This is a genomic window from Flintibacter sp. HCN-6482 (assembly GCF_037892565.1).
Classification (GTDB): Bacteria; Bacillota; Clostridia; order Oscillospirales; family Oscillospiraceae; genus Lawsonibacter; species Lawsonibacter aceti.
Window position 1 is genome coordinate 602,238 of sequence record NZ_JBBKBK010000001.1, and the last position, 18,376, is coordinate 620,613.

Annotated in this window: 21 protein-coding genes and 1 riboswitch; of the genes, 9 read left to right on the forward strand and 12 right to left on the reverse strand. The window is 59.2% G+C overall.

Features of this window, described 5'->3' with window-relative positions:
• Positions 1 to 23: 23 nt before the first annotated feature.
• The 9 genes from WKS99_RS02900 to WKS99_RS02940 form a co-directional block, all read right to left on the reverse strand.
• A complete protein-coding gene (locus WKS99_RS02900; protein WP_147570925.1) occupies positions 24 to 695 on the reverse strand; it encodes a response regulator transcription factor in 672 nt (223 codons plus the stop codon).
• Positions 696 to 781: 86 nt separating this feature from the next.
• Complete coding sequence (phoU, locus tag WKS99_RS02905) at positions 782 to 1,423, reverse strand: phosphate signaling complex protein PhoU (protein ID WP_186853293.1); 642 nt, start codon at positions 1,421 to 1,423, stop codon at positions 782 to 784.
• Position 1,424: 1 nt separating this feature from the next.
• On the reverse strand, positions 1,425 to 2,183 hold the full coding sequence (pstB, locus tag WKS99_RS02910; RefSeq protein ID WP_147570927.1) for a phosphate ABC transporter ATP-binding protein PstB: 759 nt from the start codon (positions 2,181 to 2,183) through the stop codon (positions 1,425 to 1,427).
• A gap of 14 nt (positions 2,184 to 2,197) precedes the next feature.
• On the reverse strand, positions 2,198 to 3,043 hold the full coding sequence (gene pstA / locus WKS99_RS02915) for a phosphate ABC transporter permease PstA (RefSeq protein WP_147570928.1): 846 nt from the start codon (positions 3,041 to 3,043) through the stop codon (positions 2,198 to 2,200).
• A gap of 4 nt (positions 3,044 to 3,047) precedes the next feature.
• Complete coding sequence (pstC, locus tag WKS99_RS02920) at positions 3,048 to 3,899, reverse strand: phosphate ABC transporter permease subunit PstC (protein ID WP_340405433.1); 852 nt, start codon at positions 3,897 to 3,899, stop codon at positions 3,048 to 3,050.
• Positions 3,900 to 4,063: 164 nt separating this feature from the next.
• Entirely contained in the window at positions 4,064 to 4,966 is a 903-nt protein-coding gene (locus WKS99_RS02925; protein WP_340405300.1) for a phosphate ABC transporter substrate-binding protein, read from the reverse strand.
• A gap of 238 nt (positions 4,967 to 5,204) precedes the next feature.
• Positions 5,205 to 5,417 (reverse strand): DUF378 domain-containing protein, encoded by a 213-nt coding sequence (locus WKS99_RS02930; protein WP_147570930.1) that lies wholly within the window; start codon positions 5,415 to 5,417, stop codon positions 5,205 to 5,207.
• Between the two features lie 89 nt (positions 5,418 to 5,506).
• The gene (cdd, locus tag WKS99_RS02935) at positions 5,507 to 5,902 is read right to left on the reverse strand and encodes a cytidine deaminase (protein ID WP_186853291.1); all 396 of its coding nucleotides are present in this window, start codon (positions 5,900 to 5,902) and stop codon (positions 5,507 to 5,509) included.
• Between the two features lie 12 nt (positions 5,903 to 5,914).
• Positions 5,915 to 6,532: a pentapeptide repeat-containing protein gene (locus WKS99_RS02940; RefSeq protein ID WP_240286876.1), complete on the reverse strand. Its 618-nt coding sequence runs from the start codon at positions 6,530 to 6,532 to the stop codon at positions 5,915 to 5,917.
• 106 nt (positions 6,533 to 6,638) lie between these two features.
• Positions 6,639 to 6,743, forward strand: a riboswitch (TPP riboswitch).
• A 72-nt stretch (positions 6,744 to 6,815) separates the two neighbouring features.
• Here WKS99_RS02940 and thiW point away from each other — a divergent pair.
• The 8 genes from thiW (at position 6,816) to WKS99_RS02980 (ending at position 11,909) form a co-directional block, all read left to right on the forward strand.
• Positions 6,816 to 7,349 carry an energy coupling factor transporter S component ThiW gene (gene thiW, locus WKS99_RS02945; RefSeq protein WP_340405301.1) on the forward strand — a complete coding sequence of 178 codons (534 nt, stop codon included), beginning with the start codon at positions 6,816 to 6,818 and terminating at the stop codon, positions 7,347 to 7,349.
• Entirely contained in the window at positions 7,342 to 8,166 is an 825-nt protein-coding gene (gene thiM, locus WKS99_RS02950) for a hydroxyethylthiazole kinase (RefSeq protein ID WP_186853289.1), read from the forward strand. The genes thiW and thiM overlap by 8 nt, the downstream gene beginning before the upstream one ends.
• Positions 8,153 to 8,815 carry a thiamine phosphate synthase gene (thiE, locus tag WKS99_RS02955; RefSeq protein WP_262670428.1) on the forward strand — a complete coding sequence of 221 codons (663 nt, stop codon included), beginning with the start codon at positions 8,153 to 8,155 and terminating at the stop codon, positions 8,813 to 8,815. Before thiM ends, thiE begins: the two co-directional genes overlap by 14 nt.
• Entirely contained in the window at positions 8,808 to 9,443 is a 636-nt protein-coding gene (locus WKS99_RS02960) for an HAD family hydrolase (protein ID WP_186853287.1), read from the forward strand. The genes thiE and WKS99_RS02960 overlap by 8 nt, the downstream gene beginning before the upstream one ends.
• A gap of 1 nt (position 9,444) precedes the next feature.
• Entirely contained in the window at positions 9,445 to 9,747 is a 303-nt protein-coding gene (locus tag WKS99_RS02965; RefSeq protein ID WP_262670427.1) for a thiamine-binding protein, read from the forward strand.
• Positions 9,748 to 9,826: 79 nt separating this feature from the next.
• Positions 9,827 to 10,624: a bifunctional hydroxymethylpyrimidine kinase/phosphomethylpyrimidine kinase gene (thiD, locus tag WKS99_RS02970; protein ID WP_186853286.1), complete on the forward strand. Its 798-nt coding sequence runs from the start codon at positions 9,827 to 9,829 to the stop codon at positions 10,622 to 10,624.
• The gene (locus WKS99_RS02975) at positions 10,621 to 11,232 is read left to right on the forward strand and encodes an energy-coupled thiamine transporter ThiT (protein WP_262670426.1); all 612 of its coding nucleotides are present in this window, start codon (positions 10,621 to 10,623) and stop codon (positions 11,230 to 11,232) included. Before thiD ends, WKS99_RS02975 begins: the two co-directional genes overlap by 4 nt.
• Positions 11,229 to 11,909, forward strand: coding sequence for a TenA family protein (locus WKS99_RS02980; protein ID WP_147570940.1), 681 nt, complete (start codon positions 11,229 to 11,231; stop codon positions 11,907 to 11,909). The genes WKS99_RS02975 and WKS99_RS02980 overlap by 4 nt, the downstream gene beginning before the upstream one ends.
• Before the next feature lie 74 nt (positions 11,910 to 11,983).
• Here the strand turns inward: WKS99_RS02980 and WKS99_RS02985 are convergent, their stop codons facing one another.
• The 3 genes from WKS99_RS02985 to WKS99_RS02995 all read right to left on the reverse strand — a co-directional run bounded on the left by WKS99_RS02985 (position 11,984) and on the right by WKS99_RS02995 (position 16,735).
• Entirely contained in the window at positions 11,984 to 12,169 is a 186-nt protein-coding gene (locus WKS99_RS02985) for a hypothetical protein (protein ID WP_147570941.1), read from the reverse strand.
• 281 nt (positions 12,170 to 12,450) lie between these two features.
• Positions 12,451 to 15,546: an S-layer homology domain-containing protein gene (locus tag WKS99_RS02990; protein ID WP_340405302.1), complete on the reverse strand. Its 3,096-nt coding sequence runs from the start codon at positions 15,544 to 15,546 to the stop codon at positions 12,451 to 12,453.
• A 343-nt stretch (positions 15,547 to 15,889) separates the two neighbouring features.
• Entirely contained in the window at positions 15,890 to 16,735 is an 846-nt protein-coding gene (locus tag WKS99_RS02995) for a tyrosine-type recombinase/integrase (protein WP_186852168.1), read from the reverse strand.
• A gap of 334 nt (positions 16,736 to 17,069) precedes the next feature.
• On the opposite strand from WKS99_RS02995, the gene WKS99_RS03000 reads away from it, so the two are divergent.
• Complete coding sequence (locus WKS99_RS03000; protein ID WP_147570943.1) at positions 17,070 to 18,347, forward strand: dihydroorotase; 1,278 nt, start codon at positions 17,070 to 17,072, stop codon at positions 18,345 to 18,347.
• Positions 18,348 to 18,376 lie beyond the last annotated feature (29 nt).

The following is an 18,376-nucleotide window of genomic DNA, read 5'->3' on the forward strand; positions in this document are numbered from 1 at the left end:
CTCTCAATTCTGACGGCCTTGTCCTATTCCGATACCTTGTAGCCGATACCCCGGACTGTTTCGATGCAGGCGCCCGCCTCTCCCAGCTTTTGCCGCAGGGTGCGGATATGGACATCCACCGTGCGGCTGGCCCCGTCAAATTCATATCCCCAGATGGTATTAAGCAACTGGTCCCGGGTGAATACGGTGCCTCGCCGCTCCAGCAGCAGGCAGAGCAGTTGAAACTCCTTTAGGGTCAGGGTTACATCCCGCTCCCCATCCCGGACCACATGGCGGCCTGGGTCCACATAGAGAGCGCCCACTTGATAGGTCCTGCCTCCGTTCTCCCCCTGCCCGGAGTGGCGCAGGGCCGTACGGATGCGGGCCATCAGCTCCATCATGCCGAAGGGCTTGGCAATGTAGTCGTCCGCCCCCTGGTCCAGCCCCAGCACCTTGTCATACTCGGTGCTCTTGGCCGTCAGCATCAGGACCGGCAGCCTTCTGGTGTTGGAATCGGCCCGCAGGCGCTTCAGCACCTGCAGCCCGTCCTCCTCCGGCAGCATGATATCCAGCAGCACCAAGTCGGGCTGCCGCTCCTCCAGAGCGCGCCAAAAGCTGGAGGGGCGTTCAAAGCCCTCCGCCTCCATCCCCTGGCTGTTCAGGGTGTATACCACCAGCTTGCGGATACTGGCATCGTCCTCCAGAATATAGATCAAGGGGTCCACCTCATTCCAGTCTTGTTTCCCCGGCGGGAGAGGGACTGTGCCTTCTTCCCCATGCCGCCGTCCGGCAATCTTCTCTTTCAGTCATCCTCATAGTCCCCGGTGATGGCGTACTCCACCCACTGGGCGATATTACAGGCGTGGTCGCCGATGCGCTCGAAATACTTGGCGATCATCAGCAGGTCCAGGCAGAGGCCGCCATTCTCCCCTCCGGCGATCAGCGCGGTCAGCTTTTCCCGGACGGACAGGAACAGGCTGTCCACCTGGTCGTCCTGGGCGATGACTGAGTGGGCCAGGGCCAGATCACCCCGGACAAAGGAGTCCACACTGTCCGTCACCATTTTAATGGCAGCCAGGGCCATCTCCTCCATGGGCACCTGCCGCAGAATGGCGCTTTTCTCCATATACCGGGCGATCTCAGCAATATCGGCGGCCTGATCCCCGATGCGCTCCATATCGGAAATCATCCGCAGGGCGGCGGATACGGCCCGCAGGTCCTTGGCCACCGGCTGCTGACGCAGGAGGAGCTTCATACACTGGCTCTCGATATCCCGCTCCTTGTGGTCGATGTCTTGCTCCAGGCTCCTGGCCCGCTCTCCCAGCTCTCGGTCTCCCTCCACATACGCCTTGGTGGCGGCGGAGATGGCCTCCTCGCACAGGGCTCCCATTTTAATCAGTTCTACATTCAGCTGCTCCAGCTGTTCATTAAAACGGTTCCTCATATCAGCCAAACCTCCCGGTGATGTAGTCCTCGGTTCTCTTGTCCTGAGGCATGGAGAATATTTGCTCCGTCTCTCCAAATTCCACCAGCTCCCCCATGAGGAAAAAGGCGGTATTATCTGAAATACGGGCGGCCTGCTGCATGTTGTGGGTCACCATAATGATAGTATAGTCTTTTTTCAGCTCTGAGGCAAGGTCCTCTATCTTGGAGGTAGAGATGGGGTCCAGGGCGGAAGTGGCCTCGTCCATCAGCAGTACGTCCGGCTTGACGGCCAGGGCTCTGGCAATGCACAGCCGCTGCTGCTGGCCGCCGGACAGGCCCAGGGCGGACTTCTTCAGCCGGTCCTTCACCTCTTCCCAGATGGCGGCCCCCCGAAGGGACTGCTCCACGATCTCGTCCAGCTTCACACGGTTGCGGATCCCATGGGTCCGGGGGCCGTAGGCCACGTTGTCATAGATAGACATGGGGAAGGGGTTGGCCTTCTGGAACACCATGCCGATGCGGCGGCGCAGATCAGTTACATCCCTGCCTGGGGCGTATACCTCCTCCCCCCGATAGGTCAGGGATCCAGTGATTTTCACCCCCGGAATCAGGTCGTTCATCCGGTTAATGGTCCGCAGAAAGGTGGACTTTCCGCAGCCGGAGGGGCCGATCAGGGCGGTGATCTGCCGCTCCGGCAGGTCGATCATAATATTTTTCAAGGCATGGTTCTCGCCATAATACAGATTTAGGTCCCGGGCGGACAGGATAGTATGGTCCATGGCTCTGTGCTCCTTTACTTCTTTAGCTTCTTCCCAACCAGGCTGGCGGACAGGTTGATAACCAGGGTGAGAATCATCAGGATGGCCGCGATGGCAAAGGCGATATCCGTCCGGCCCCGCTCGTTGGCGTAAAGGTATAGGGCCACGGTAAGGGTGGCGGAGGAGTTATTCAGCGCCTCGCCAAAGCTGTACAGCACTGTGCCGAAGCCAGCGGTGAACAGCAGGGCGGCCGACTCGCCCACGATACGGCCCACAGCCAGGATACAGCCGGTGACGATCCCGTCCACGGCGTTGGGCAGCACGACGGTGCGAATCATATGCCACTTGCCGGCCCCCAGGCCCAGGGCCCCCTCCCGGTAGCTCTGGGGAACAGTCTTCAGGCTCTCCTGGGTGGTGCGGATGATGGTGGGCAAAATCATGACCACCAGCGTCAGGCCGCCGGCCAGGATGCCCGCCTTCAGTCCCATAAGCTGGATAAAAACCATCATGCCCACCAGGCCGAAGATGATGGAAGGGATCCCGGTGAGGGTTTCGGCGGCAAATTCGATGATAGCGGCCAAACGCCGGTTGGAGGCATACTCCGTCAGATAGATGGCAGCGCCCACCCCCAGTGGCAGGACGATAGCCATGGACAGCACAATGATGTAGATGGTGCTGGCGATGTGGGGCAGGATGCCGGTGGTTCCCTTGAGCATACTGGTCTGGGTGGACAGCAGCTCCCAGGTGACTAAGGGAAGTCCCCGGACGAAGATATAGCCGATGAGAAAGACCAGCAGGGCGCACACCAGCAGACCACACAGGTAGAGCAGGGCACGAAGCCCCCGGTCGTAGAGCCAGCGCCTCTTAGACAGCTTTTCCATGGCTTCAGCCCTCCTTTTTGTTCTTGATAAACAGGTTAAGGATCACGTTGATGAGCATAATGAAGAGGAACAGCACCAGACCCACGGAGTACAGGGCCTGCCGCCACAGGGTACCCACTCCGGCATAGGACATTTCAGAGGCGATAGCTGTGGTCAGGAACCGCACGGGGGTAAACAGGCTGTCCGGCATATTGGGTACATTGCCGGACACCATGATGATGGCCATGGCCTCACCGATGGCCCGCCCCACCCCCAGCACCACAGCGGTTGCCACGCCGGACCGGGCGGCGGGCAGAGTCACACGGAAGATGGTCTCAATGTGGGTGGCCCCCAGGGCCAGACTGGCCTCCTCATACTCCTTGGGCACCGCCCGGAGGGAGGTCTCCGCCACGTTGACAATGGAGGGCAGAATCATGATGGCCAGCACCACGATAGCGGCCAGCAGGCTGGCGCCGGAGGCCAGCTCGAAGGTTCGCTGGATGGCGGGGACCAGGACGATCATACCCACCAGTCCGTAGACAATGGAGGGAATGCCCGCCAGCAGCTCCACGGCGGTACGGATGACTTTAGCCGCCTTAGGCGGCGCTACCTTGGCCAGAAACATGGCGGTCATCAGCCCAATGGGCACCCCCACCAGGACGGCGCCGGCCGTGCCGGCCACCGAGGTGAGGATGAAGGGCAGGATCCCGAACTTCCCCTGTTTGCCCGCCCACTCCGTTCCGAACAGGAAGTCGGTGACGCCAATCTCCAAAATGGCGGGCAGCCCGGCAATAATTAGATAAATACAGATAAAAAGCACACAGCCCACCGCTACAAAGCCGCACAATAGGAATACCATCTTGACGATGAATTCCATAGTGTCCCGGCCCCGGCGGAGACCGGAGGCCGGCTTGTGTTCCGCCCTAGAGGCGGCCCAGTCCATGACCTTCTCGCTTTCCAATGCCAAAACTCCTTTCGTTCAGCCCAACAGCCTCCACTCTATCAGCAGAGCGGAGGCTGTCGCGGAAGGATCTCTCAGAATCAGACCATAGGCACCGCGCCGGCGGCACGGATCAGGTCGGAAGCGGCGGCGGAGGTAGCCCAGTCAAACCAGGCTTGGGCGGCCTCACTCAAGGTCTCGCCCTCCTTGGTCACCAGGATGAAGGGGCGCTGGATCTCGTAGCTGCCGTCCAGCACGGTCTCCTCCGAGCAGGCGACACCGTTGACGGTGATGGCCTTGATGCCCTCCTGGCCCTCCACAGCGGAGAGGGAGGCGTAGCCAATGGCCTGGGGGTTATTCTTCACTGCCTCGATGACAGCGCCGGTGGAGGTCAGCTCCTGGGAGAGCACACAGAGGTCCTCCGTCCCGGTGATAGACTCAAAGCCGTCCCGTGTGCCGGAGCCGCCCTCCCGGCCGATGCAGGCGATGGCGCCGTCCGCGCCGCCCATTTCCGACCAGTTGGTGACCTCGCCCTTGAAAATCTGGGCAATCTGCTCCACGGTCAGGTCAGAGATGGCGGAGTCGGCGTTGACGATGATGGCGATGCCGTCCAGGGCCAGGGTGGTGCTCTTCAGACCGTCGGCCACCTCCTCGTCCTTCAGGGCGCGGGAGGCCAGGCCGATGTCGGCAGAGCCGTTCTTGGCGGCCTCGATGCCAGTGCTGGAGCCGGTGGGGTCGTAGGACGCCTTTACATCGGGGTGGTCGATCATAAACTGCTCATTCAGCGTCAGGACCACCTTTTCCATCGAGGTGGAGCCGTTGGTGGTAACGGAGCCGCTCAGGTCAGTCTGTGTATTGTTGTCTGTGCTCTGCGCCCCGGCGGCGGAGCCGGTGTTGGAGTTGCCGGTGCCGTTTGAATTGGAGCTGGAGTTATTGTTGCCGCCGCAGGCGGTCAGGGACAGGGCCATGACCAGCGCCAGACCCAGGCAAGTCAGTTTTTTCATCTTCGTGATTACTCCTTTTTATTCTGTCTTGGTTCTTTTGATCTGTGCTACGGTGCCCAGTATAAAAAAGGAATGTAAAATGCGAAACACTACCTCTGTTAAGTCTTTGTAAAATTCCGTCTCAATGTAAAAAAAGAGGGCTCTAGCGCGTAAAACGCGCCAAAGTCCTCAGAAAAGCCGGCCCGGACCGCAGTGCGGTCCGGGCCGGCTTTATCGGTTATCTCTGACTGCGCAGGGGTCAGCTCCGCTCCTCGACGGGGTCTCGATCCCGGAACAGCAGGGAAACACACCATACAGCGGACAGGCCCACTAGGGCATATACTACCCGGCTGACCAAGCTGCCGGCCCCGCCGCAGGCGAAGGCCACCAGGTCGAACTGGAACAGTCCCACGCTGCCCCAGTTCAGCCCGCCAATGATCAGCAGGGTCAGGGCGATCTTATCCATGACCATATCAGGTCACCTCCTCGGATCAAGTTCCACAGGTAGTTTGACCAGATAAGGGCAGTCTATGCACACGGAAAATATTTCCAATCAACAGTCTACTTCAAGGACTTGGGTCCAAAGCCGTGGGGCAGCAGTTGGGACAGTTTGGTCTCAACGAAGGCGCCGTCCCCACGGGCACACAACACACGCAGATCCGGGGCAAACTCGTAGAGCATCTGCCGGCAGGAGCCGCAAGGCCAACAGTAGTCCTCCCCCCTGCCGGCGATGGCGATGGCGAGGAAGTCCTCCCGGCACCCCTCACTGACCGCTTTTAGCAGAGCGGTGCGCTCGGCGCAGATGGTGGAGCCGAAGGCGGCGTTTTCCACATTGCAGCCGGTAAACACCCTGCCATCCCCGCACAGCAGAGCGGCTCCCACCGGAAAATGGGAATACGGCACATAGGAATATTGGTGCATCTCAAAGGCCTTGTCCACCAGTTCTTGATCTGTCATTCTATTTTCCTCCTATTCCGCCACATCTATCCCCAAGATACGGGCCACCACCGCCGCCTGATGGGGAGCAATCCTGGCTCCCTTCAGCTCGGCGCAGCTGGCCGACAGGGAGATGCTGTCTATGGTGCACCGGGACAAGTCGGTTCCCTTCAGTGAGGTTCTGAACAGCTCCGCTCCTGTCAGGTCCACCTTTTCCAGCGTCAGCTCCTTCACCACAGCGCTGGACAGGGTGGTCTCCCGCAGGTCACAGCACTCCAGCTTTGCGCTCCTCCACTGGCTCTCATTGAAGTTGGAGTAACGGAGCAGCGTATCCTTCCAACCGCACTCCCTTATCCTGGCCCCGCGGAAGTCGCTGCCCTCGGCCTTACATTCTAGGAGGGCGGTATCCCGCCAGCAGCTGTTTCCAAAGCGGCACTGAACCAACTGGCAGCTATGGAACAGGCATCGCTCAAGGACAGCGCCGGAAAAATCGCAGTCTGTAAAGCGGCAGCCATGGAAATGGCAGTCCCGCAGCTCCAGCTCCGACAGGTCCAGTCCCTTCAGTTCCTGGCGGAGCTGAGTCAGACGACATATCTGGTCGTCCTCCTCCCTGGCCTGGGCCAGAGCGTCTAAAAATCCTATTTCTTCCACGCTCGCCTTTCCACCTTTTTTATTTTTAGGATACTCCAGGACAAAAAAACTTGCAATCCCATTTTGAAAGTATTATAATGAGGGCCGGCTTCAGCCGTGGGATGGGGCCAAACAACAAGGGAGCTCGCAAACGGGCTGAGAGGAAGCTGTGCGCTTCGACCTGTGACCTGATTTGGGTAATGCCAACGTAGGGAGATAGTTTTTTCGGCTGATGCCGTGGGAACGTCTTTCTAAGAGGTAAAAGACAGGCCCACGGCATTTTACGTTTTAGGAGGAAATATCGATGCAGCAGATCGAAGCAAAAACCCAGCTCCGAACCAAGAAGATGGTGCTTACCGCCATGCTGGCCTGCCTGGCCTTCGTATTGAACACCTATGTCTACTTTCCATCCATGGCGCCCTTCCAGCACTTCGTGGATGTGATCGCCGCCGTCCTGCTGGGGCCGTGGTACGCCTGCGCCGCCGCCTTTCTATGCGGGATCATGCGGATGATGTCCGGCCGGACCATTCAGGCAGTGGTCGGCGCCGTTTTTGGACCCATCCTGGGCGGACTCATCTATCAAAAGACCCATAACATCTGGCTGGTCCTGGTGGGTGAGGTAGCTGGCACCGGCCTGCTGGGGGCCATGACCGCCTATCCGCTGATGAAGCTGTTTTACGGCCTGGACGCCCAGTCCCCTCTGTACTACATCCCCCTCTATACCCCCGCCGCCCTGGTGGGAGGCGGCATGGGGGTGGCCGCTCTGCTCATCTTCAAGCGGTCCGGCCTGCTGAACCGGATGCTGGCCGAGCTGGGCCGGGAGGCGCCCCATGGTTGATTTTTCCAACGCCCTGCATCTGGTCCGTGAGCGGGCTCCCCTGGTCCAGTGCATCACCAATTTCGTCACAGTAAACGACTGCGCCAACATTATCCTAGCCGCCGGCGGCTCCCCCTCTATGGCTCATGACATCCGAGAGGTGGAGGACGCCGTGTCTGGAGTGCGGGCCTTAGTGTGCAACATGGGGGCCATCGAGGACATAGACGCCATGGTGCTGGCCGGGAAACGTGCTAACCAGCTTGGTACGCCGGTGGTACTAGATCCAGTGGCCGCCGGTGGCACCCGCCTTCGGCGGGAATCCGCCAAGCGGCTTTTGGAGAAGGTACGGTTTACCGCCATCCGGGGCAACGCCTCGGAGATCCGCAGTCTGGCCGGCCAGGAGGCGTCCGGCAGCGGGGTGGATGCGGCGGCGGCCGACACCGTGTCTCAGGACAGCCTACCTGCCGCTGTCCAGACGGTCGCGGGGCTGGCCCGGCGCATTGGCGGCATCATCGCCCTGTCCGGCCCTCTGGATGTCATCTCTGACGGGGAACAGACTATGGTCCTCCGAAATGGCTGCCCCACCATGGCCCGCATCACCGGCAGCGGTTGTATGCTCACCTCCCTGATCGGCGCCTTCTGCGGCGCCATGCCGTCGGACCCCTTTGCCGCTGTCTGTACCGCCATGGCCGCCATGGGCGTGTGCGGTGAGGCGGCCGAGGCCCGCCGGCTGAAAAACGGCACGGGAAACGCCACCTTCCGCACTGATCTCATCGACGCGGTGTTCAACCTGACTGAAAAACAACTGACAGAGGGTGTAAGATATGAAATTTACTAGGGATGAAATCCGCCGGTCCATGCTGCTCTATGCCATCAGTGACCGCACATGGCTGAAGGAGGGGGAGAGCCTGGCCGACGTCTGCCGCCGTGTGCTGGACAGCGGGGCCACCTTCCTCCAGATTCGGGAGAAGGACCTGGAGCCCGGCCGCTTTGCCCAGGAGGCGGAGGAACTGCGCCAGCTTTGCCAGCGGCGGAACGTCCCCTTTGTGGTCAACGACAGCGTGGAGATCGCCCTGTCCTGCGGCGCCGACGGCGTCCATGTGGGACAGTCCGACCTCAGGGGGAGGGACATCCGCGCCCTCATCGGGCCGGACCGCATTTTAGGCATCTCCGCCGGCACAGTGGCCGAAGCTAAGGCCGCTCAGGAAGCCGGGGCTGACTACATCGGCGTAGGCGCTGTATTCGGCACCAGCACCAAGAAGGATGCCCGGAACCTGACGGTGGAGGCCCTGCGGGACATCGTCCGGGCCGTGTCCATCCCTGTGGTGGCCATCGGCGGTATCAACGCAGGCAATATCGCCCAGCTGAAGGGCAGCAATGTGGACGGTGTGGCTGTCATCTCCGCTATTTTCGGCGCGGAGGACCCAGGCGCGGCCACGTCCCAATTGCTGGCGCTGGCAAAGGACATGGTGGCCGCCCATGGATAAAGCCTTTGCCATTTTCGACATGGACGGGACCCTGGTGGACTCCATGGACTACTGGCGTGGTCTGGCCCGGGAGTATCTGGCCCGGCAGGGACTTGCCCCCTCCCCCGAGCTGCTGGAGCGGATCAAGCCTATGACCATGACCCAGTCGGCGGAGCTGTTCATCCGCACCTTTGGACTGTCCGGCACTCCCCAAACTCTCGCTGGGGAGATGAACGCCATGATTGAGGCGCACTACCGGGGAGACATCCCCTTGAAAGAGGGGGTTGCCCTCTACCTAGACCGGCTTCGCCGGGATGGGGTGCGGATGTGCGTGGCCTCAGCCACCGCCCTCCCGCTGATGAAAGCCTGTCTGGATCGGCTGGGGGTGCTGGACTATTTTGACTTTCTTCTCTCCTGTGAGGAGGTGGGCTGGGGCAAGGACCGGCCCGACGTGTACCACGAAGCCGCCCGGCGGCTGGGGGCCTCCCCCGGAGAGATCGCCGTTTACGAGGACGCCCTAGGCGCTGCAAAAACTGCCAAAATGGCGGGGTACTATGTGGTAGCCGTCTACGACGGCGGTACCCAGCCCTGGGAGGAATTGAAGAAGCTGGCGGATGAAGCCATCGACAACTGGAAGGAGGAAATTTAATATGAGCGCAAGCATCGCCATTCAGGTACTGCCCCAAGTGGACAACGATGCCGAGGTGTGCCGGGTCGTGGACCGGGTCATCGACTATATCAAAAGCACCGGCCTGAACTATCAGGTGGGCCCCTTCGAAACCACCATCGAAGGGGAGAGCTACGACCAACTGATGGATATCGTGAAGGAATGCCAGCATGTGGCCGTTCGGGCAGGAGCGCCCAAGGTCTCGGCCTATGTGAAGGTGGTCTATCGCCCCGACGGCGAGATTTTGACCATCGACCAGAAAATTGGGAAATATCAGCGGAGCTGATTTTTCCGCGGCAGCTCGGGGGCACCACCTGCTGTCGCGTAATAAAACCTCAATGCAAAAAAAGAAAGGAGTTTTCACAATGAAAACAGCATTGACGATCGCTGGGACCGACCCCAGCGGAGGCGCCGGTATCCAGGCCGATATCAAGACCATGACCGCCAATGGCGTATACGCCATGAGCGCGGTCACAGCTCTGGTGGCCCAGAATACGACCGGCGTCAAGAGCATCATGGAGGTCACGCCTGAATTTCTGGCGGAACAGCTGGACTGCGTCTTTACGGACATCATGCCGGACGCGGTAAAGACCGGAATGGTATCCAGCGTGCCTCTAATCCAGGTCATCGCCCGGAAGCTGAAGGAATACCGGGTGGAGAAGCTGGTGGTGGACCCGGTGATGGTGGCCACCTCCGGCGACCGTCTCATCTCCGAGGAGGCGGTGGATGCCCTGAAGGCGGAGCTGCTCCCCCTAGCCACCGTTCTCACCCCCAACATCCCGGAGGCGGAGGTCCTCTCCGGCATGACCATCCATGGTCCCGAGGACATGGAGCGGGCCGCCCGCTCCATCAGTGAGCGGTACGGCTGCGCCGTGCTGTGCAAGGGAGGCCACGACCTGAACGACGCCAATGACCTGCTGTGGCGCTCCGGCGAGGCCAAGTGGTTTTATGGCCGCCGAATCGACAATCCCAATACCCACGGCACCGGCTGCACCCTGTCCTCCGCCATCGCCTCCAACCTGGCCAAGGGCTACGACCTAGACACCTCCGTGGAGCGGGCCAAGACCTATCTCTCCGGCGCCCTGGCCTCCATGCTAGACCTGGGGCAGGGAAAAGGGCCGCTGGATCATCTCTTTAACCTAGAGGGGGAGTTTGTTAAATGACCCCCTCCACCATGATCACCGCTGTCTTTACCGTCGCCTATCTGGCCGTCACCGCCTGGCTGTGCCGGGGACTGCGCCTAAACACCAGGTCTGTGTGCTACGGCGGATTGACGTGTGCCGCCACCCTGGTTTTGGGCTCCTTTCTGCTCTACCTTCCCACCGGGGCGGCCATCAGTCCGGGCTCCTGGATTCCCCTGATGCTGCTGGCCCTCACCTATGACTGGCGGCTGGCCTGCGTCACCGGCTGGGTCACTGGTATTCTGGCCATCTTCCTCATCCCCGCCTGGGCCCCCGTCCACTGGGCCCAGATTTTCGTGGAGCACCTGGTTGCCTTCTCCGCCCTGGGCTATGCCGGGATCTTCGGCAACGACAAGAAATGGAAGGTGCTGTGCGGGGTACTGCTGGCCATCCTGCTGCGGTTCATTGGCCAGATGCTCTCCGGCGTAGTCTTTTTCTCTCAAAACGCCTGGGACGGCTGGGGGGCCTGGGGGTACAGCATCACCTACCACCTGTCCTGCAAGATCCCCGAGGGCACCGCTACCACGCTGATTATGCTCGCCCTGCCGCTGAAGACCATCCAAAACGCCATAGGAGGGAAACAGTCATGAACTTTTTAGAGGAGTGCATCCAGGACAGCCTGCCCATCTGGGAGTCCTGCCTGAATACAAAATTTTTGAAGGGTGTGGCCGATGGCTCTCTCCCCGAGGAGTGCTTCAAGGGCTACATCGTGGACGACAGTCTGTACCTGCGGGAGTATTCCAAGGTATTTGCCTGGGGGATGATCCACTCCCGGGACATGGCGGAGATCCGTAACTATTACTCCCTGCTCTCCTTTGTCAATGAGAGCGAGGATGCCACCCGACGTTACTACCTGAAACGCTACGGCATCACGGACGAGGAGATCCAGCCCCTCCCCCTCCGGCCGGAGAATCGGGCCTATGTGGACAGTATGCTGGCCGCCGCCCGGGACGGGGAGGGGGCCGCCGAGTGCATGATGGCCTGTCTGCCCTGTATGTTGAGCTATGGCTGGATCTTTGGCGAGCTGATCCGCCGCTCCCCCGGAGTGGAAAATACTCCCTACTGGCCCTTTGTCCGGGACTACGCCGGCAACCGCTACGACGCCATCTGCCGGGCCTGGTCCGAGTTTACCGACCAGGCCTGCCAAGATCTGGCACCGGAGCGGGCAAAAAAGTGCAGGGAGATTTTCCGCGCCTGCTCCCTCCATGAGCTGCATTTCTGGGAGATGAGCGCTCACCCCAGGGAGGACCTCCCTACATCCCCCTGAAGACTGGATGCAGAAATCGGGAACCTGCAAAAACAGAGCCGGGCAGTCCAGGACTGTCCGGCTCTGTTTTGCCTTTACAGGTCCATGGCCTCGGCCAGGTTTTCCACCGCCTCATTGACCCGCTTGGCGGCCATATGGGCGGCCCGCTTGATCTGTCGGTGGGATGGCGCCATAGTCATGCCCAGGGCCGCGCCCGCCGCCATTCCAGTGGCCACGCCCAGAACAAATTTTCCGCATCCTCCACAACCGCTGTTGTTCATTCTCCTCGCTCCTTCCCTGTTTTCAAAAGGCGTGGAACGCTTTGTTCCACGCACCATTATTCTTTCCCAAAATTTCAAAAAATCTGTTGTCAAATTTTTAGCAGCTTCCTGCTACACCCCGTGTTCTGGTAAAACTTGCGGCAAAACAAAAATTTCTCTTTTTGCCACATCTCCACAAATCCGCACGGTCGTCATATCATTTATGGTTGCCAAGCAAAAGAAGGGGCCGCTCCATGATGGAGCGGCCCCTTTGCCAGTACACGATTGGAATAAAATCGGCCTTACTTTGCGATATCCTCACAGAAGTTCATGAAGATCTGTGCTACCTCGGCACGGGTGGCCCCGGCGGTAGGCGCCAGGGTGTTGTTCCCCTTGCCGGACAGCAGACCGGCGTTCACCGCCCAGTCCATGGCCTTCACGGCATAGCTGGAGATGGAGGAGGCGTCCAGATAGCCCTCTGTCCCCTTGCCGCTCTGGCTGGTCTTGTACCCCTCGTTCTGGGCGTAGCGGTACAGGATGGCCGCCAGCTGCTCCCGTGTAATGGGATCGTTGGGGCCGAAGGTGTCGCCGTAGCCGGACACGATGCCCTCACCGGCCGCCCAGGAAATGGCGTCGGCGTACCAGGCGCCCTCCGCCACGTCAGCGAAGTCAGCCCTGCCGGCCGCGGGCTTGCCCTCCAGGCTGTACAGCATCTGGGCCACCATAGCACGGGTCAGGGTGCTGCCGGGGGCGAACTCCCGGTCGGACACACCGGACATCAGGCCGTTGTCCAGGGCGTAGTCCACCGCCTCATGGTACCAGGCGTCCTCGTCCACATCCCGGAAGCCGGCGGCGGGGCAGGTATCCTGGTGGTCGATCTCCACGAAGGAGGCCTCAATGGTCACCTTGGACCGGGGCATCTTGAAGGTATACTTGCCGTCGCCCTTGTCGGTCAGTTCGATCTCGTCCCCGTTCTTGTCGGTGACGGTCAGCTCGTCCAGCTCATAGCCCTCGTCGGCCTTGACGGTGATGGTCACCGTCCGGCCGCTGGAGGCGCTCTTGGGGGACACGGTCACACTGCCGTTGTCAATGTTCTTGTCCACGCTGATGGAGTAGCTGCTGGAGCCGCCTCCGCCGCCGCTGCCACCGCCAGTATAGGTCCACTGGGCTACCAAGGTCACATCTTTGGTCACCTGATATTCCTTCTGCTCGATCTTTGTGCCATCCTCATACCAGCCCTGGAATGTATAGCTCCCACTGCGTGTTGGGGTGGGCAGGGTGATGGTTTGATTCGCCTCCACCATCTGGGTAGGCACAGCGTTGCCGCCGTTGCTGTCAAAGGTAACCGTAAACACCGCATCCGTTTTCAGATTATCCGTGTAAGTTACATCAGGCTGTATGGACACATTGACCGGGGTCTTGTTATCCTTACCAGGCTCGCCCAAAACAACGGGCCCGTATGGAGTTTCTTCTGCAGCCCCGCTGTCAACAGCGTTATTTTCGCTAAAGACACAGCCCTCTATTGTCACGCCGTCCAGAGAGGCGTCATTCGTGGCATAACTACCGTCGTCACGGGCTTTGATGTGGAGCGCGGTGCCGCGATTGGCACCGTTTCCGGTAAAGGTACAGCCTGTAAAGGTGATGTCCTCATATGTGCCGTACTTCAGGTTCAGGTCCACGCCGCACATCCAGGTGGAGAAGGTTTCACTTACCTGCTCCGCGTCATCGCCATTGTTCAAGAACTTACAATCAGTAAACGAAGAATTGGTCAGCTTTTCAAGGTAGACGCCTTTGATATAGCAGTCCTGGATGGTCAAATCATTTGCGGTGATGGAGAGAGGCTTGTCATTGGTTGTACTGCTGCTGAAATACAGGCCATAGTCAAATCCCTGGATGGTCACGTTGTTCAGCTTCAAGTCGCCAACGCCGTAGGCCATGTTATAGGTGCCCAACCCCATATAGGGCGCAGCCATGATCTCACTGGCCACATAGTTTTCGTTGGCAGTTTCGCCAGCCACAATCAGATTTTGGATGGTGAGGGAATCCAGATCCGCCGTGATCTGCAGCGCCGCGCAGTCCTTCGCCGTCAGGGTGTTGTCCTTCCCGTCGATGACGACCGCCTTATTGATTTTAAGAGACTCAGTAATCTCCACTGGTTTCAGCAGAGTGATGATATCACCGTTCTTGGCGGCCTCCACGGCGGCCGCTAAAGTGGTGTAACCTACGTTGCCGATGGAAGCTACGGCCGTGCTCTCATCAACAACCACGTTGCCGCTTTCGTCCTGAGTGGTGCCCTCAGGAAGATAGTCGCTCACATCTACCTTACCGCCGTCGGCATTCTGGAAAGTGCCGCCGGTGACGGTAATATTGTCTGCGGAGCCGTCCAGGTTCTTCTTACCTACGATGGTACCACCGGAAATAGCAGCTTGACTCTGTGCTCCCACCTTAACAGCCGCCGAACTATAGCTGGTAGTTTCGATGGTGCCGCCAGTGATGTTGACAGTATTATTATAGTCGGCGCTTATGCCATAGGCTCCAGATTTGATGCTGCCTCCTTCCACATTCAGTATGGTGGTACCTTTTACAGCGATACCAGTGCCTTTGGTCTCGATCTCGGCCTCGCCGCCAATGTTCACAGTCAGCGCATAGTCGGTGAGGATACCAGTCCCAGTCGAAGTCATCTTGCCGCCGGTCATATTAAACACGATGCTCTCCGAGTCAGTGGAGCCGCTGCTGCTGACAAAGGCAGTATTAGAACCATCGTTTTCGATTAGGCCTCCAGTGATCTTGACTACGGTACCCTTGCCGCGGATGGCAAGGGTAGAATAGCTCTGACTTTTCATCGTACCGCCGTTGATGGTAACAGTCGTATTTTGGGCAGAAGTATAAATGTCCAGAGCATCCTCTATCGCAGTGATCGTACCGCCATTCATGGTAAAGCTGCTTCCATTCCCCTTCAGCTGTAGGGGGTAGCTGCTGGAAGCGTCCTTGATCTCAATTTTGCCGGTGCCCGCCTCAGAGCTGTCTTCCAGCGTCAGAGATCCGCCGTTGACCGTGATAAGGAAATAACTAGGGGCATTATAGGTGCTGGTGATACTATGGCCGTTCAGGTCCAGCACGACGGTCGTACCGCTGGCGACAGTCCAGCTCTGTTTCTCACTCACTTCAATGCTTCCGGTCAGTTTGATATTGCCGCCGTTGGTCAGAGCGGCGCCCAGTGCCTCCGCGTCGCTGACCTCAGTCCATCCATCTTCCGTGGTATCCGGCTCCTGGCCGGACGCCTCTGTGGCCGTGGTCCCGCTAGACTGCGGGTCAACGCTTTCCTCCAGTGCCGCCGCTGGGAACATTGACAGCACCATAATCATCGCCATCAATGTGGACAACAGCTTTTTCTTCATGTTTTTTCTCCTCCTCTTCTGTCCAAATTGGACTAAATGATTATTTTGCGGTGACTCTTGCTGTTGACATATGCCTATTGTGTAACAAAATGATTATTTTGTCAATAGGAAAGCCACCGGAAAGCGATTTAGGTCAGACATTTTTCTCCCGTACTTAAAGAGGAAAAGGAAAATCAAGGAAAAAATTGGAAAAATGTGTATGAAAGTTAAGCCGTCGGAGAAAAAATTCTCATACGGTCCGGTTTTTATACTGTTAAACTTGCATTCTCTTTTGGAGTGCGTTACAATAATGCCATGGATGGTCGGCTCTGTTAGCGGATGTGTGACCAAATAATCATTTTGTCTAGCAGACCAGACGGAGCCGGTCCAGGGTTCGGATGTGTTCCGCCCCGGAGGTCAGCAGATAGATGCGCGTCGTTTCGATGCTGGAGTGGCCCAGCACATCAGCCAGCTTGACGATATCCCCACAGGCCCGGTAAAAGACGGTGGCAAATAGGTGCCGCAGGTTGTGGGGAAAGACCTTGGACGGCTCCACCCCGGCATGATGGCACAGGTTCTTCATCTCTGACCATATCTGTTTTCTGGACAGGCTTTTGCCGCCGCCGGTGCGAAACACCTCGCCGGAGGCGATTTTTTCTTTTCGGGCATATTTTAGAAGCTTGCGGCACAGCTTGCCCGGAAGCAGAATGGTGCGGATCTTCCCCTTTAGGGATATCTCGGCCCGGCCACTCCGGGCGGCCTCCACGGTGAGATAGCGGACCTCAGACACCCGGACCCCGGTGGCCCCTATGGTTTCCAGCACCAGGGCAAGGCGCTCCCGTCCCAGCAGGCGGGCCGTTTCGATCAGGTGTTCATACTCCTCCCGCGTCAGCTCCCGTGAAGGGTCACGGAATGCCCGCCGCTGGACACGCAGCGCCTTCACCCGGCACTCCTGCCAACCAAAGTAGGAAAAGAAGCTGTTGAGCGCGGACAACATTCCATTTATAGTGGCCGGAGCGTAGCGGCAGGACACCAGATGCTCCTTCCATTCGACTGCCTTCTCTCTGGTCACGGCACGTCCGGCCAGCCAGAATACAAAGCGGTCTACATTTCGCAGATAGTTTTCGACGGTACCGGGGGCGCGCTCCTCCTCCCTCAGATGCTCGCCATACCTGGCAATCTGTTCGGCTGTGATTGTGTGAGCATTCATACTAAGCCCTCCCATCAAAGTAATATTCCTATTTTAACTTGATGAGGCGCTGTTATACGCTCTTATGTTCCCTTTTGTGAAGGCTAAAAAGTGATCAGACAGCAGGCTGCCGGCCCTTGCCCGCTCTCAAAAACGCCCCGCCTTGGCTTTTTGCCAAGGCGGGGCGCTTCTACAAAGCTCTGCGTGCCTGACGGCCTCCCCGCTCCAAATTTAATTGTAAAATCCGTTGCGAAATTTTGCGCCTTCCGCTATAATTTACAGTTAGATAGATATGCGTTTCGGCGCGCCGAAACAACACGGCTGAAAAATAGCTTTTCATTTCCGGAGGGACCTCATGAAACTTTTAATCAAAAACGGGCGGGTGGTCCACCCTGTGACCTCCGCCGTCATACTTCAGGATATCCTGATTGAGGACGGAAAGATCGTCCTGATTGAGCGCGGCCTGGAGGCAGAGGCTGACCAGGTCATCGACGCCTCCGGTCTGGCCGTCTCCCCTGGCCTGGTGGATATGCATGTCCACCTCCGGGACCCCGGCCTCACCTATAAGGAGGATATCATCACCGGCTCCAACGCGGCCGCCCGTGGCGGCATCACCGCCATGGCCTGCATGGCCAACACCAGCCCCACAGTGGACTGCCCCGAGCAGGTCCAGTATGTGCTGGACCGGGCCAACCAGGGCTCCGGGGTCCAGATCTTCCCCATCGCCGCCCTGTCCAAAGGGCTCCGCGGGGAGGAGCCCACCGATGCCGACGCGCTGAAAAAGGCGGGAGCCATAGCTCTGTCGGATGACGGGAACAATGTGGACAACGCAAATCTCATGCGGGATGTATTGATCCAAGCCGGTCAGTTGGACATTCCGGTCCTGTGCCACTGCGAGGACACCTCCATGGTGGAGGGGCGGGCGGTGAATGAGGGCAGCGTATCCCGACAGCTTTGGCTGGAGGGACGGCCCGCCATCGCCGAGGAACTGGTGGTCATGCGGGACGCCATGCTGGCCGAGGAGACCGGGGCCCACGTCCATATCTGCCATGTGTCCACCGCCCGCAGCGTGGAGATCATCCGAAAGATGAAAAAGAAGGGCATCCACATCACCTGTGAGACCTGCCCCCAATACTTCACCCTCACCGAGGACGAGGTGCTGGTCCAGGGTTCCCTGGCAAGGGTCAACCCGCCCCTGCGCACCGCCCAGGATGTCAAGGGCATCATCGCCGGCCTGAAGGACGGCACCATAGACGCCATCGCCACTGACCACGCCCCCCACTCCGCCGAGGAGAAGGCCCGCCCCCTTGTCCGGGCGCCCAGCGGCATGATCGGGCTGGAGACCAGTCTGGCCATCACGCTGACCCAGTTGTACCACACGGGCAAAATGGAGCTGCCTGAGATCATCCGCCGGATGAGCACCAACCCCTCTGACATCCTCCACCTGCCAAAAGGTCGGATGTCCCTTGGGGTGGACGGGGACCTAACCATCTTCGACCCCAATGAGGAGTGGACCGTTGACCCGGAGCGGTTCGCTTCCAAGGCCCGGAATACCCCCTTCGGCGGCTGGAAGGTCAAGGGCCGGGTGAAATATACCATTGTCAAGGGCCGGGTCATCTACCGCCAGGCCTGAGACATCACATAAACAGAGGAGGAAGGACG

Coding starts and splice junctions, on each gene's coding strand:
- WKS99_RS02975 (WP_262670426.1), top strand. CDS start 10,621: ATGACCCCCTCCACCATGATCACCGCTGTCTTTACCGTCGCCTATCTG.
- thiD (WP_186853286.1), top strand. CDS start 9,827: ATGAAAACAGCATTGACGATCGCTGGGACCGACCCCAGCGGAGGCGCC.
- WKS99_RS02965 (WP_262670427.1), top strand. CDS start 9,445: ATGAGCGCAAGCATCGCCATTCAGGTACTGCCCCAAGTGGACAACGAT.
- WKS99_RS03000 (WP_147570943.1), top strand. CDS start 17,070: ATGAAACTTTTAATCAAAAACGGGCGGGTGGTCCACCCTGTGACCTCC.
- WKS99_RS02985 (WP_147570941.1), bottom strand. CDS start 12,169: ATGAACAACAGCGGTTGTGGAGGATGCGGAAAATTTGTTCTGGGCGTG.
- WKS99_RS02925 (WP_340405300.1), bottom strand. CDS start 4,966: ATGAAAAAACTGACTTGCCTGGGTCTGGCGCTGGTCATGGCCCTGTCC.
- thiM (WP_186853289.1), top strand. CDS start 7,342: ATGGTTGATTTTTCCAACGCCCTGCATCTGGTCCGTGAGCGGGCTCCC.
- pstC (WP_340405433.1), bottom strand. CDS start 3,899: ATGGAATTCATCGTCAAGATGGTATTCCTATTGTGCGGCTTTGTAGCG.
- WKS99_RS02990 (WP_340405302.1), bottom strand. CDS start 15,546: ATGAAGAAAAAGCTGTTGTCCACATTGATGGCGATGATTATGGTGCTG.
- WKS99_RS02960 (WP_186853287.1), top strand. CDS start 8,808: ATGGATAAAGCCTTTGCCATTTTCGACATGGACGGGACCCTGGTGGAC.
- WKS99_RS02995 (WP_186852168.1), bottom strand. CDS start 16,735: ATGAATGCTCACACAATCACAGCCGAACAGATTGCCAGGTATGGCGAG.
- pstA (WP_147570928.1), bottom strand. CDS start 3,043: ATGGAAAAGCTGTCTAAGAGGCGCTGGCTCTACGACCGGGGGCTTCGT.
- thiE (WP_262670428.1), top strand. CDS start 8,153: ATGAAATTTACTAGGGATGAAATCCGCCGGTCCATGCTGCTCTATGCC.
- WKS99_RS02930 (WP_147570930.1), bottom strand. CDS start 5,417: ATGGTCATGGATAAGATCGCCCTGACCCTGCTGATCATTGGCGGGCTG.
- phoU (WP_186853293.1), bottom strand. CDS start 1,423: ATGAGGAACCGTTTTAATGAACAGCTGGAGCAGCTGAATGTAGAACTG.
- WKS99_RS02980 (WP_147570940.1), top strand. CDS start 11,229: ATGAACTTTTTAGAGGAGTGCATCCAGGACAGCCTGCCCATCTGGGAG.
- pstB (WP_147570927.1), bottom strand. CDS start 2,183: ATGGACCATACTATCCTGTCCGCCCGGGACCTAAATCTGTATTATGGC.
- thiW (WP_340405301.1), top strand. CDS start 6,816: ATGCAGCAGATCGAAGCAAAAACCCAGCTCCGAACCAAGAAGATGGTG.
- cdd (WP_186853291.1), bottom strand. CDS start 5,902: ATGACAGATCAAGAACTGGTGGACAAGGCCTTTGAGATGCACCAATAT.